Source organism: Streptomyces sp. NBC_01474 (genome assembly GCF_035918215.1).
GTDB classification, from domain to species: domain Bacteria; phylum Actinomycetota; class Actinomycetes; order Streptomycetales; family Streptomycetaceae; genus Streptomyces; species Streptomyces aureus.
Genome location: NZ_CP109449.1, coordinates 5,965,990 through 5,977,768, shown reverse-complemented (window position 1 = coordinate 5,977,768; position 11,779 = coordinate 5,965,990). Strand labels below are relative to the sequence as shown.

Here is an 11,779-nt window from a genome sequence, read left to right as displayed (position 1 = left end):
ACCCCGGCCGCCGCAACCTACACCTCCGGACCGATGTGCACGGAATGCCCGTATTCCACCATGGAGCCATGACAACCATGACCTTCACCCACGGTGCCACCGCAGCCACGGAAACCCACCACCCCCACCGCCTCGGAAACGTCCTGCGCGCGGCCAAGGTCATCGTGACCACGGCGCTCGGCGTGGTCCTTCTGGGCGAGTACGACGAGGAGGCCGGCGTACAGAAGCGAACATCCGCGTACGAGCCACCCCCGGACTAGAGCGAAAGGGCCCGCCGACAGGGCCCGCCGACAGGGTCTAGGGTCGCCGCATGCGGGACGACCTGAGGAAAGCCTGGGCGGACACACTCGCCGCGGCGCAGCCCACGACAGCCACCCCGACGACCCCGGAGGCCTACGCGGACAACCTCCTGGCCCGCTGGGCGGAGCCACAGCGCCGCTATCACACGACGACGCACCTCAAGGCGGTCCTGGACCACATCGACGCACTGGAGGACCACGCGGACGACCCGGCCCTGGTCCGTCTCGCGGCCTGGTTCCACGACGCGGTGTATCTCCCCGAGCGCTCGACGAACGAGGAGCGCTCGGCGCGCCTCGCGGAACGGGCCCTGGCGGAAGCGGGCCTGACAGAGCGGCAGATCGACGAGGTGAGCCGCCTGGTCATGCTCACGGTGACGCACGACCCGGACGGGGACGACCACAACGGCGCGGTCCTGTGCGACGCGGACCTGGCGATCCTGGCGGCGTCCCCGGGCGCGTACGCGGCCTACGCGGCGGCGGTCCGGGAGGAGTACGGCTTCGTACCGGACGAGCCGTTCCGCGAGGGCCGCGCCGCGGTCCTGCGCCAGCTTCTCGCCCTGCCCCGCCTGTTCCGCACCCCGTACGGCGCGGCGCACTGGGAGGAGCGGGCCCGCGAGAACCTCACAGCCGAGCTGGCCCTGCTGACTCCGCAAACCGGTTGATCGGCGCGCGCCGCTGTCGCATCCTCGGCCCATGACACTCCTCACCATCGCGGCCGCGCGTGTACGCCTGCACGAGCTGTCCCTGGAGTCGGCCAGGGACCTGAATGCGGACAGCGGGTCGGGCGGCTTCGCCTGGCTGGACGGCGACGCACCGGACGGCACCCGGACCGGCTCGGGGAACACGGTGAAGGCGCACGCGGCGGGCACGTACCGCGAGGGCTGGGGAACGTACGCGATCGTGCGGGTCGAGGACGGACGCGCGGTGGGCGGGATCGGCTTCCACAGCGCGCCGGACGAGGAGGGCCGCGTGGAGATCGGTTACGACGTGACGGAGGGGGCGCGCGGCCGGGGCTACGCGACGGAGGCGGTGACCGCGATAGCCGCGTGGGCACTGTCGCAGCCGGGCGTCACGGCGGTGACGGCGAACACGGACCTGGACAACGGGCTGTCGCAACGGGTACTTGAGCGCGTCGGTTTCGTACGGATTTCGACGACGGCGGACCTCTGCGCCTACGAACTGTCGGGAATTTAAGCAACGCTGCGTCGCGTTGTGTCACGTCATGCCTGACTCTGCTCGAAAAGCTCCCGGAGACACCGCCGAAGACACCCCTGCGGGCGGCTCCACCCGTATGCCGTCGGCCGTCTACATCCTGGGCCTCGCGGTGTTCGCACTGGGCACGTCCGAGTTCATGCTGTCCGGCATCCTGCCCGCGATCGCCGACGACATGGACGTCACGATCCCGCAGGCGGGCCTGCTGATATCGGCGTTCGCGATCGGCATGGTGGTGGGCGCGCCGCTGCTCGCCGTGGCGACGCTGCGCCTGCCGCGCCGCACCACACTCATCGCACTGATCTCGGTGTTCGGCCTGGGCCAGGTCGCGGGCGCGCTGGCGCCGACGTACGCGGTCCTGTTCGCGTCGCGGATCGTGAGCGCGCTCGCCTGCGCCGGGTTCTGGGCCGTGGGCGCGGCAGTTGCCATCGCGATGGTGCCGGTGACACAGCGGGCGCGGGCCATGGCGGTGATGATCGGCGGTCTGTCGATCGCCAACGTGCTGGGCGTCCCGGCGGGCGCGTTCCTCGGTGACGGTCTGGGCTGGCGGGCGGCGTTCTGGGCGGTGGGCGTGGCATCGGCGATCGCGCTGGTGGGGGTGGTGGCGCTGATCCCGCGGATCCCGCTCCCGGCGCAGAGGCCGCGGCCGCGGCGCGAGCTGGCGATCTACCGGGACAGCCAGGTCTGGCTGTCGATCACGGTGACGGCGCTGGCCGCGGGCGGCGTGTTCTGCGCGTTCAGTTATCTGTCGCCGCTGCTCACGGATGTGGCGGGCCTGGACGAGGGCTGGGTCCCGACGGTCCTCGCGCTCTTCGGTGTCGGCGCGCTGGTCGGCACGACGGTCGGGGGCCGGGTCGCCGACGCGCATCTCTTCGGAGTGCTGCTGAGCGGGATCACGGCGTCCACGGTGTTCCTGGTGGCACTCGCGCTGCTCGGCGGGTTCGCGGTGGCGGCGGTGATGCTGTCGTTCCTGCTGGGCTTCTCGGCGTTCTACACGGCACCGGCGCTGAACGCCCGCATGTTCAACGTGGCGGGCGCGGCCCCCACGCTCGCCGGGGCGACGACGACGGCGGCGTTCAACCTGGGCAACACGGGCGGGCCGTGGCTCGGCGGCACGGTGATCGACGCGGGGCTCGGCTACCCGGCGACGGCGTGGGCGGGCGCGGCGATGACGGTGACGGCGATCGGCGCGACGGCGGTGTCGCTGCGCCTGCACCGCGGACCGGCCACGAAGCTCGTGGCGTCGTCCGGCCCCAAGGACCTCAACTCCCCACCGCGGGACGCCCCTTCGGCCTCCGCAGCCCCGCCTCGGTGAGCCTGCGCACCAGCTCCTTCGAGCCGACCTTCACGGCCCCGGCCCGCACCGCGTCCTCGTAGCGGTGCGACGGCAGGTCGTAGTGGTCGCGCTCGAAGGCGCGGGGCGGGACGCCGAGCCGCTCGGCGAAGAGATGGAGCTCGTCGAAGGAGAGGTCGCTGACCACGTGGGACCACATGCGCCCGTGGCCGGGCCAGGTCGGCGGATCGATGTAGACGGTCATCGCGCGACGGTTCCGAGGGACCCCACGGGCGCCACGACCACGCCCGCCTCGCTGCACACCCAGTGCGGGTCGGGGCCCAACTCCGGTTCCACATCGAGGGCGTGGGGTTCGCCGGAGCCGCACACCGGGCACAGGGGCCAGCGGCCGAAGCGTTGGAGGAGTCCGTCCTGGACGTCCTGCGCTACGAGCCCGGCGACGTAGTCGACCCCCTCCGGCCACTGCTCGACCCACCAGCGACGGTGCACTATGGAGTCCTCGACCAGGGAGACGACGTCGGCGTGGGCGACCTCGCCGGAGCCGAGGTCGGCGAGTACGAGGGCGCGGGCCGCGTGCAGTGCCTGTTCGAGGGGGCTGATGTGGTCCATGCAGCCCATTGTGCTCCCTCGGCGTACGGGCCCCTCAGAACGTCCGAAGGACCCTGAGTGACGTGCCGTACGGCACAGTCGAAGGACTCTTGACGTCTCACCCCCCTGAAAATATCTTTCAAATGTGACCAGCAACGTGAAGGAAATTTTCGCAGGCGACGCGCCGCCCGCCCCGGCCGCCCTCGCGGCCAAGGTGCGGACCCTCGCGCCGTCGATGACCCGCTCCATGCAGCGGGTCGCCGAAGCCGTCGCCGGCGACCCGGCCGGCTGCGCGGCCCTCACGGTCACCGGCCTGGCCGAGCTCACCGGCACCAGCGAGGCGACGGTGGTCCGTACCGCCCGCCTCCTCGGCTACCCCGGATACCGGGACCTGCGCCTCGCCCTCGCCGGGCTCGCCGCCCAGCAGCAGTCGGGCCGCGCCCCCGCCGTCACCGCGGACATAGCGGTCGACGACCCCATCGCCGACGTCGTCGCGAAGCTCGCGTACGACGAGCAGCAGACCCTCGCCGACACCGCGGCCGGCCTCGACACCGTGCAGCTCGGCGCGGCCGTGAACGCGCTGGCGGGCGCCCGCCGCATCGACATCTACGGCATCGGCGCGTCCAGCCTCGTCGGCCAGGACCTCGCCCAGAAGCTCCTGCGCATCGGGCTGATCGCCCACGCCCACGGCGACCCGCACCTGGCGATCACCAACGCCGTGCAGCTGCGCGCCAAGGACGTCGCCATCGCCATCACGCACTCCGGATCGACCGGTGACGTGATCGAACCGCTGCGCGTCGCCTTCGAGCACGGGGCCGCCACGATCGCGATCACCGGCCGCCCCGACGGCCCGGTCTCGCAGTACGCCGACCACATATTGACCACGTCCACGGCGCGCGAGAGCGAGCTGCGGCCGGCCGCGATGTCGTCCCGCACGAGCCAGCTGCTCGTCGTGGACTGCCTGTTCGTGGGCGTCGCGCAGCGTACGTACGAGACGGCGGCCCCCGCCCTGTCGGCGTCGTACGAGGCGCTCGCGCACCGTCACACGCCGCGCGGCTCCCGCTAGGCGACGCGCGCCCCCTCCCCCCTCCGACCCCATCGCCGCACCGGAAAGAGCCGCACACGTCATGACCTCCACGACCGACGCCGCCGACAACTACAGCGAACTGCGCGCCCAGCTCGCCACGCTCACCACGGAGGCGTTCCGCCCGGAGCTCTCCGAGATCGACCAGCTGTCGACGCTGGAGATCGCGCAGATCATGAACGGCGAGGACGCGAGCGTCCCCACCGCCGTCGCCGAGCAGCTCCCGCAGATCGCCGCCGCGATCGACGGCACGGCCGAGCGGATGGCCCGCGGCGGCCGCCTCGTCTACGCGGGCGCGGGCACGGCCGGCCGGCTCGGCGTCCTGGACGCGTCCGAGTGCCCGCCCACGTTCAACACCGACCCGAGGGAGGTCGTCGGCCTGATCGCGGGCGGCCCGAGCGCCATGATCAAGGCGGTCGAGGGCGCCGAGGACTCCAAGGAGCTCGCGGCCCAGGACCTGGACGCACTGGGCCTGACGGCGGACGACGTCGTGGTCGGCATCTCGGCCTCGGGCCGCACCCCGTACGCGATCGGCGCCGTCGAGCACGCGCGCGACCGGGGCGCCCTCACGATCGGCCTGTCCTGCAACGCGGACAGCGCGCTCGCGGCGGCCGCGGACCACGGCATCGAGGTCGTCGTCGGCCCCGAGCTCCTCACCGGTTCCACCCGGCTGAAGGCGGGCACGGCCCAGAAGCTCGTCCTCAACATGCTGTCGACGATCACCATGATCCGGCTCGGCAAGACGTACGGGAACCTGATGGTGGACGTCCGCGCCTCGAACGAGAAGCTGCGCGCCCGCTCCCGTCGGATCGTCGCCCTGGCCACGGGCGCGGACGACGCCGACATCGAGGCCGCACTCGCCGCGACGGACGGGGAGGTGAAGAACGCCATCCTCGTGATCCTCGGCTCGGTCGACGGCCCGACGGCCGCCCGCCTCCTGACCGACAGCAAGGGGCACCTGCGCGCCGCGCTCCGGTCCTCGGCCACGACCGCGTAGTCCAGCAGTACCGCAGTACCGCAGTCCCGCAGTCCCGTATTGCTCCACCCCCCACGCACCACGCACAGCAAGGCACCACGACCCATGGCTGACTCAAAGAACCGCGCCACGGCCGCCGCGATCCTTCCTCTCGTCGGCGGCGCATCGAACATCACGTCCGTAGCCCACTGCATGACCCGGCTCCGTCTCGGCCTGGCCGACCGCGCGCTCGTCGACGAGGACGCGCTGAAGGCGCTCCCCGACGTCATGGGCGTGGTCGACGACGAGACGTACCAGATCGTCCTCGGACCGGGAAAGGTCGCCCGGGTCACCCCGGAGTTCGAGACCCTGGTCGAGGAGGGGAAGGCCGCCGCACCCGCCGCCGCCCCCGGGCCGCACGCGGTCACCGCGGACGAACTCGCCGCCCAGGGCGCCGAGTTGAGGGCGGCCCGCAAGGCGAAGAACGCGACGCCGTTCAAGCTGTTCCTGCGCCGGATCGCGAACATCTTCGTGCCGCTGATCCCGGCGCTGATCGGCTGCGGCATCATCGCCGGCATCAACGGCCTGCTGATCAACCTGCACTGGCTGCCTGGCGTCACCCCCGCCCTGGCCGCCATCGCCTCCGGCTTCATGGCGCTGATCGCGGTGTTCGTCGGCCACAACACGGCGAAGGAGTTCGGCGGTACGCCGATCCTGGGCGGCGCGGTTGCGGCGATCATCGTGTACGCGGGCGTCGCGAACATCGAGGCGTTCGGCCAGAAGCTGTCGCCCGGTCAGGGCGGCGTGCTGGGCGCGCTGGGCGCCGCGGTCCTCGCGACGTACATCGAGAAGTGGTGCAGGAAGTGGGTCCCGGAGGCGGTGGACGTTCTGGTCACGCCCACCCTCACGGTCCTGGTCTCCGGCCTGGTCACGATCTTCGGCCTGATGTTCGTGGCGGGTGAGATCTCCACGGGCATCGGCACCGCGGCGAACTGGCTCCTCGACAACACGGGCGCCTTCGCGGGCCTGGTCCTCGGCGGCCTGTTCCTCCCCCTGGTCATGCTGGGCCTGCACCAGGCCCTCATCCCCATCCACACCACGCTCATCGAGCAGCAGGGCTACACCGTCCTGCTTCCCGTCCTGGCGATGGCGGGCGCGGGCCAGGTCGGCTGTGCGATCGCGGTGTTCAAGCGGCTCAAGCACAACAAGTCGATCCGCAAGACGATCAAGTCCGCGCTCCCCGCGGGCTTCCTGGGCGTCGGCGAACCCCTGATCTACGGCGTCTCGCTCCCGCTCGGCCGCCCCTTCATCACGGCGTGCGTGGGCGGCGCGGCGGGCGGCGCGTTCGTCGGCTTCTTCTCGATGATCGGCGACAAGGTCGGTTCCACGGCGATCGGTCCTTCGGGCTGGGCCCTGTTCCCCCTCCTCGACGGCAACAAGGGCCTCGGCACGACGGTCGCGATCTACGGCGCGGGCCTGCTGGTCGGCTACATCGTGGGCTTCGTGGCGACGTACTTCTTCGGCTTCAGCAAGCAGATGCTGGTGGATCTGAACGTGGACACCCAGGAAGCAGCCGCGGGCGGCTCGCCCGAGCCTCTCGCCCCGAGCGAGCCGACACCGTCGAAGGTGACAGCCTCGGCCTGACCCCGACATCCACTGCTGAGGGCCACCCGGTCACCTACCGGCGTGGCCCTCGTCGTTTCCCACCGCACCACCGGGCCGCCTTGACGGCGCCCGGCGCTCCACATGCGCCCGCGCGAGCCGTCCCGCATTCTGAAGTCATGGCTGAGAGCACGTTCTCGAAGATTTCCTGGACCGAGTTCCGTCCCGACCAGAGGCGGCTGACCACCGGTGCGGCGCTGACCGGCGCCGGGATGCTGGTCTCCGCGGCCGGCGTCGGCCTGCTCGTCTTCGAACTGGTCCGCGCGGGCCGGACCTGGACCGGCGGCTGGGAGGTGTCACCCGGCGAGCTCGCCTCCCGGACGCTCCACCAGGCGCAGACCGCGGCGCAGGCCGGGCGCGACGCCTGGCGCACATACGAGGAGCAGGCGGTCTGACAACACGCCGTCGGCCCCCGGGACCAAGTGGTCCCGGGGGCCGACAGAGATGTACTTACCGATCCATCAGGATCAGAAGTCCATGTCACCGCCCGGCATGCCGCCCGGAGCGCCGCCCGCGGCGGCCTTCTCCGGCTTGTCGGCGATGACGGCCTCGGTGGTGAGGAACAGCGCGGCGATGGACGCGGCGTTCTGCAGCGCGGAACGCGTGACCTTCGCCGGGTCGAGGATGCCCTCGGCGATCATGTCGACGTACTCGCCGGTCGCGGCGTTCAGGCCGTGGCCGATGGGAAGGTTGCGGACCTTCTCCACGACGACGCCACCCTCGAGACCACCGTTGACGGCGATCTGCTTGAGCGGGGCCTCCAGCGCGAGCTTCACGGCGTTGGCGCCGGTCGCCTCGTCACCGTCGAGCTCGAGCTTCTCGAAGACCGCGGAGGCCTGGAGCAGGGCCACGCCACCGCCGGCGACGATGCCCTCCTCGACGGCCGCCTTCGCGTTGCGAACGGCGTCCTCGATGCGGTGCTTGCGCTCCTTGAGCTCGACCTCGGTCGCGGCACCGGCCTTGATGACCGCAACACCGCCGGCGAGCTTCGCCAGGCGCTCCTGCAGCTTCTCGCGGTCGTAGTCGCTGTCCGAGTTCTCGATCTCGGCACGGATCTGGTTGACGCGGCCCTGGACCTGGTCGCTGTCACCGGCGCCGTCGACGATCGTCGTCTCGTCCTTGGTGATGACGACCTTGCGGGCGCGGCCGAGCAGGTCGAGACCGGCGTTCTCCAGCTTGAGGCCGACCTCCTCGGAGATGACGGTGCCACCGGTGAGGATGGCGATGTCGCCGAGCATGGCCTTGCGGCGGTCACCGAAGCCCGGGGCCTTGACGGCGACGGACTTGAAGGTGCCACGGATCTTGTTGACGACCAGGGTCGACAGGGCCTCGCCCTCGACGTCCTCGGCGATGATCAGCAGCGGCTTGCCGGACTGCATGACCTTCTCGAGCAGCGGAAGGAGGTCCTTCACGTTGCCGATCTTCGAGTTGACGATCAGGATGTACGGGTCGTCGAGCGACGCCTCCATACGCTCCATGTCGGTGGCGAAGTACGCCGAGATGTAGCCCTTGTCGAAGCGCATGCCCTCGGTGAGCTCAAGCTCGAGCCCGAAGGTCTGCGACTCCTCGACGGTGATGACGCCTTCCTTGCCGACCTTGTCCATCGCCTCGGCGATGAGCTCGCCGATCTGGGTGTCGGCGGCGGAGATGGAGGCCGTGGAAGCGATCTGCTCCTTGGTCTCGACATCCTTGGCCTGCTCGAGCAGGGCGGCGGAGACGGCCTCGACGGCCTTCTCGATGCCGCGCTTGAGGGCCATCGGGTTGGCGCCGGCCGCGACGTTGCGCAGGCCTTCCTTGACGAGCGCCTGGGCGAGGACGGTCGCGGTCGTCGTGCCGTCACCGGCGACGTCGTCCGTCTTCTTCGCGACCTCCTTGACCAGCTCGGCGCCGATCTTCTCGTACGGGTCCTCGAGCTCGATCTCCTTGGCGATGGACACACCATCGTTGGTGATCGTGGGGGCGCCCCACTTCTTCTCGAGGACGACGTTGCGACCCTTGGGGCCCAGGGTCACCTTGACGGCGTCGGCGAGCTGGTTCATGCCGCGCTCGAGGCCGCGCCGTGCCTCCTCGTCGAACGCGATGATCTTGGCCATGTGAAGTGGTCCTCCCGGACGGGGTGGAAACGCAAAACGGACCGTGCTGGTGCCCGCGACGGACGGCCTGCGTGCCGTGTGGTTCCTTGCCCCACCCGGCCTGCGAGCCTCACCGACCCGATCCAAGTTCTGTCACTCTCACCTTCAGAGTGCTAACGCAATGATTAGCACTCGGCCTAGGAGAGTGCAAGCGCCTCCGGCAGACGCGCGGTCCCCGCGGGCGGTGTGCGCGGGTCGCGCGCACACGCACGAGAGGCCCGCACCCCTCGCGGGGTACGGGCCTCTCGGCGTGAGTGTGTCGGTGGCCGATCGCGCCGAGATCAGACGGCGAGCTTGACCATGTCCGCCTGCGGACCCTTCTGGCCCTGCGAGATCTCGAATTCGACTCGCTGACCCTCTTCAAGGGTGCGGTATCCGTCCATCTGGATGGCGCTGTAGTGGACGAATACATCCGCACCACCGTCGACCGCGATGAAGCCGTACCCCTTCTCCGCGTTGAACCACTTGACGGTGCCCTGAGCCATGACTAACTCCCCTATTACTGGCCCTTGCACAGGCCCGCACTTCGCGGACCCGGGTCAGACCTCACGCCCCATTGGTTGGAGGTGTGCGCCGGAACGCGTCGACCGCGGCTGAATGTATCTGCCCAACTGCCGTCTGCAACAGGTCAATCGGACGAGAATTCTGGGCACGGCAGAGCGGTAATAAGCGGCGGAGTCATTGGATTCCGGGGCAACTCGGGCCCGACAAATGCCACGAACACCCGATAAGGGCTGGGCACTTTGGCTGCTTCTTGTCGGACGGCGGCCGACTTCATATATGCGCGCGGCACAGGCGCGAAGCTCGCTTCCCAACTCTACCGCGCTCAACCCTGCAGAATTGCCCCCTCCGCTTCTCTCGCGGAGGGGGCAATTCAGGTGACTCTGTGTGGCCTTGGTAAGGCCGGGCGATCAGCCGCCGGCACTGTGTCCGACGCTCAGCCTCCGGCGACGGCCGGGATGATCGAGACGCCCGCGCCTGCCGGCGTCGCCGTCTCCAGGCCCTGCTCGAAGCGCACGTCGTCGTCGTTGACGTACACGTTCACGAAGCGGCGCAGCTTGCCCTGGTCGTCCAGGACGCGGGCCGCGATGCCCGTGTGGTTCTTCTCCAGGTCGGCGATGACCTCGGAGAGGGTCGCGCCCTCGGCGGCGACCTCGGCCTTGCCGCCGGTGTAGGTGCGCAGGATGGTGGGGATGCGGACGTTGACGCTCATGGGGGCTGCAGCCTTTCCGTGCGGGAGTCGCGGGAGTGCGCGGGTCTTCAGTGGGCGAGGCCCGCGTCGCGGAACGCGTCCAGGCTCGGGCGGATGGTGGCGGTCGCCTGGGACGTCTCGGCGACCGCGTCGAGGGTCTTGAGGCCGTCGCCGGTGTTGAGGACGACGGTGGTGAGCGTCGGGTCGATCAGGCCGGCCTCGATCAGCTTCTTCGTCACGCCGACCGTCACACCGCCCGCGGTCTCCGCGAAGATGCCCTCGGTCTGCGCCAGGAGCTTGATCGCCTCGACGACCTGCTCGTCGTTGACGTCCTCCACGGCGCCGCCGGTGCGGCGGGCGATGTCGAGGACGTACGGGCCGTCGGCCGGGTTGCCGATGGCCAGGGACTTGGCGATCGTGTTCGGCTTCTGCGGCCGCACGACGTCGTGGCCGCCCTTGTAGGCGACGGACACCGGCGAGCAGCCCTCGGCCTGGGCGCCGAAGAGCTTGTACGGCTTGTCCTCGACGAGGCCGAGCTTGATCAGCTCCTGGAGGCCCTTGTCGATCTTCGTGAACTGGGAGCCGGACGCGATCGGGATGACCAGCTGGTCCGGGAGCCGCCAGCCGAGCTGCTCGCAGATCTCGAACGCGAGCGTCTTGGAGCCCTCGCCGTAGTACGGGCGAAGGTTGACGTTGACGAAGCCCCAGCCCTCGCCGAGCGGGTCGCCGATGAGCTCGGAGCAGAAGCGGTTGACGTCGTCGTAGTTGCCCTCGATGCCGACGAGTTCGCCGCCGTAGACCGCGGCCATGACGACCTTGCCCTGCTCCAGGTCGTGCGGGATGAACACGCAGGAGCGGAAGCCGGCGCGGGCCGCGGCGGCGCCGACGGCGCCGGCGAGGTTGCCGGTGGAGGAGCAGGACAGGGTGGTGAAGCCGAAGGCGCGGGCGGCCTCGATGGCCTGGGCGACGACGCGGTCCTTGAAGGAGTGCGTGGGGTTGCCGGAGTCGTCCTTGACGAAGAGCTTGCCCTGCTCGACGCCGAGTTCACGGGCGAGGTTGTCGGCCTTGACGAGCTTGGTCCAGCCGGGGTTCAGGTTCGGCTTCTCGGCGACGTCGGCCGGGACGGGCAGGAGAGGGGCGTAGCGCCAGATGTTGGCGGGGCCGGCCTCGATCTCCTTGCGCAGCGACTCGGGGTCGCCGACCGGCAGGTCGTAGGAGACTTCGAGCGGCCCGAAACACTCGGCACAGGCGAAGATCGGTCCGAGCGGGAAGCTGGTGCCGCACTCGCGGCAGGAAAGCGCCGAGGCGGGTCCGAGATCAACGGAAGTGGTGGTGGCGACAGTCTGCGCAGCCATGATGGC

General features: G+C 70.3%; 14 protein-coding genes. 8 read left to right on the top strand and 6 right to left on the bottom strand.

Annotated features, from left to right (window positions below; translation table 11 throughout):
- Positions 1-68: 68 nt before the first annotated feature.
- The 4 genes from OG758_RS27520 (at position 69) to OG758_RS27505 (ending at position 2,826) form a co-directional block, all read left to right on the top strand.
- Entirely contained in the window at positions 69-260 is a 192-nt protein-coding gene (locus tag OG758_RS27520) for a hypothetical protein (RefSeq protein ID WP_326712398.1), read from the top strand.
- 50 nt (positions 261-310) lie between these two features.
- Positions 311-961, top strand: coding sequence for an HD domain-containing protein (locus OG758_RS27515; protein ID WP_326712397.1), 651 nt, complete (start codon positions 311-313; stop codon positions 959-961).
- A gap of 31 nt (positions 962-992) precedes the next feature.
- Positions 993-1,493, top strand: a complete 501-nt coding sequence (locus OG758_RS27510) for a GNAT family N-acetyltransferase (protein WP_326712396.1) — start codon at positions 993-995, stop codon at positions 1,491-1,493.
- 97 nt (positions 1,494-1,590) lie between these two features.
- Positions 1,591-2,826, top strand: coding sequence for a Cmx/CmrA family chloramphenicol efflux MFS transporter (locus OG758_RS27505; protein WP_326716046.1), 1,236 nt, complete (start codon positions 1,591-1,593; stop codon positions 2,824-2,826).
- Here the strand turns inward: OG758_RS27505 and OG758_RS27500 are convergent.
- Together OG758_RS27500 and OG758_RS27495 are read right to left on the bottom strand one after the other, a co-directional pair.
- Positions 2,774-3,049: a DUF4031 domain-containing protein gene (locus OG758_RS27500; protein ID WP_326712395.1), complete on the bottom strand. Its 276-nt coding sequence runs from the start codon at positions 3,047-3,049 to the stop codon at positions 2,774-2,776. The genes OG758_RS27505 and OG758_RS27500 overlap by 53 nt on opposite strands.
- Positions 3,046-3,414: a hypothetical protein gene (locus OG758_RS27495; RefSeq protein ID WP_326712394.1), complete on the bottom strand. Its 369-nt coding sequence runs from the start codon at positions 3,412-3,414 to the stop codon at positions 3,046-3,048. The genes OG758_RS27500 and OG758_RS27495 overlap by 4 nt, the downstream gene beginning before the upstream one ends.
- 124 nt (positions 3,415-3,538) lie before the next feature.
- On the opposite strand from OG758_RS27495, the gene OG758_RS27490 reads away from it, so the two are divergent.
- From OG758_RS27490 to OG758_RS27475, 4 genes are all read left to right on the top strand, one after another.
- The gene (locus OG758_RS27490) at positions 3,539-4,459 is read left to right on the top strand and encodes a MurR/RpiR family transcriptional regulator (protein ID WP_116512367.1); all 921 of its coding nucleotides are present in this window, start codon (positions 3,539-3,541) and stop codon (positions 4,457-4,459) included.
- Between the two features lie 61 nt (positions 4,460-4,520).
- Positions 4,521-5,474, top strand: a complete 954-nt coding sequence (murQ, locus tag OG758_RS27485) for an N-acetylmuramic acid 6-phosphate etherase (RefSeq protein ID WP_326712393.1) — start codon at positions 4,521-4,523, stop codon at positions 5,472-5,474.
- Positions 5,475-5,558: 84 nt separating this feature from the next.
- Positions 5,559-7,076, top strand: a complete 1,518-nt coding sequence (locus tag OG758_RS27480; protein ID WP_326712392.1) for a PTS transporter subunit EIIC — start codon at positions 5,559-5,561, stop codon at positions 7,074-7,076.
- A gap of 137 nt (positions 7,077-7,213) precedes the next feature.
- The gene (locus OG758_RS27475) at positions 7,214-7,489 is read left to right on the top strand and encodes a hypothetical protein (RefSeq protein WP_326712391.1); all 276 of its coding nucleotides are present in this window, start codon (positions 7,214-7,216) and stop codon (positions 7,487-7,489) included.
- A gap of 72 nt (positions 7,490-7,561) precedes the next feature.
- On the opposite strand, the gene groL is transcribed toward OG758_RS27475, so the two are convergent.
- From groL to thrC, 4 genes are all read right to left on the bottom strand, one after another.
- Positions 7,562-9,187, bottom strand: a complete 1,626-nt coding sequence (groL, locus tag OG758_RS27470) for a chaperonin GroEL (RefSeq protein ID WP_116512355.1) — start codon at positions 9,185-9,187, stop codon at positions 7,562-7,564.
- 320 nt (positions 9,188-9,507) lie between these two features.
- Positions 9,508-9,711 carry a cold-shock protein gene (locus tag OG758_RS27465; protein WP_005315736.1) on the bottom strand — a complete coding sequence of 68 codons (204 nt, stop codon included), beginning with the start codon at positions 9,709-9,711 and terminating at the stop codon, positions 9,508-9,510.
- Between the two features lie 452 nt (positions 9,712-10,163).
- Positions 10,164-10,439 carry a MoaD/ThiS family protein gene (locus OG758_RS27460; protein WP_100595710.1) on the bottom strand — a complete coding sequence of 92 codons (276 nt, stop codon included), beginning with the start codon at positions 10,437-10,439 and terminating at the stop codon, positions 10,164-10,166.
- A gap of 47 nt (positions 10,440-10,486) precedes the next feature.
- Entirely contained in the window at positions 10,487-11,773 is a 1,287-nt protein-coding gene (thrC, locus tag OG758_RS27455; RefSeq protein WP_266562902.1) for a threonine synthase, read from the bottom strand.
- Between the last annotated feature and the right edge of the window lie 6 nt (positions 11,774-11,779).

Coding starts and splice junctions, on each gene's coding strand:
- OG758_RS27475 (WP_326712391.1), top strand. CDS start 7,214: ATGGCTGAGAGCACGTTCTCGAAGATTTCCTGGACCGAGTTCCGTCCC.
- groL (WP_116512355.1), bottom strand. CDS start 9,187: ATGGCCAAGATCATCGCGTTCGACGAGGAGGCACGGCGCGGCCTCGAG.
- OG758_RS27495 (WP_326712394.1), bottom strand. CDS start 3,414: ATGGACCACATCAGCCCCCTCGAACAGGCACTGCACGCGGCCCGCGCC.
- OG758_RS27465 (WP_005315736.1), bottom strand. CDS start 9,711: ATGGCTCAGGGCACCGTCAAGTGGTTCAACGCGGAGAAGGGGTACGGC.
- murQ (WP_326712393.1), top strand. CDS start 4,521: ATGACCTCCACGACCGACGCCGCCGACAACTACAGCGAACTGCGCGCC.
- OG758_RS27480 (WP_326712392.1), top strand. CDS start 5,559: ATGGCTGACTCAAAGAACCGCGCCACGGCCGCCGCGATCCTTCCTCTC.
- OG758_RS27520 (WP_326712398.1), top strand. CDS start 69: ATGACAACCATGACCTTCACCCACGGTGCCACCGCAGCCACGGAAACC.
- OG758_RS27515 (WP_326712397.1), top strand. CDS start 311: ATGCGGGACGACCTGAGGAAAGCCTGGGCGGACACACTCGCCGCGGCG.
- OG758_RS27460 (WP_100595710.1), bottom strand. CDS start 10,439: ATGAGCGTCAACGTCCGCATCCCCACCATCCTGCGCACCTACACCGGC.
- OG758_RS27500 (WP_326712395.1), bottom strand. CDS start 3,049: ATGACCGTCTACATCGATCCGCCGACCTGGCCCGGCCACGGGCGCATG.
- thrC (WP_266562902.1), bottom strand. CDS start 11,773: ATGGCTGCGCAGACTGTCGCCACCACCACTTCCGTTGATCTCGGACCC.
- OG758_RS27510 (WP_326712396.1), top strand. CDS start 993: ATGACACTCCTCACCATCGCGGCCGCGCGTGTACGCCTGCACGAGCTG.
- OG758_RS27505 (WP_326716046.1), top strand. CDS start 1,591: ATGCCGTCGGCCGTCTACATCCTGGGCCTCGCGGTGTTCGCACTGGGC.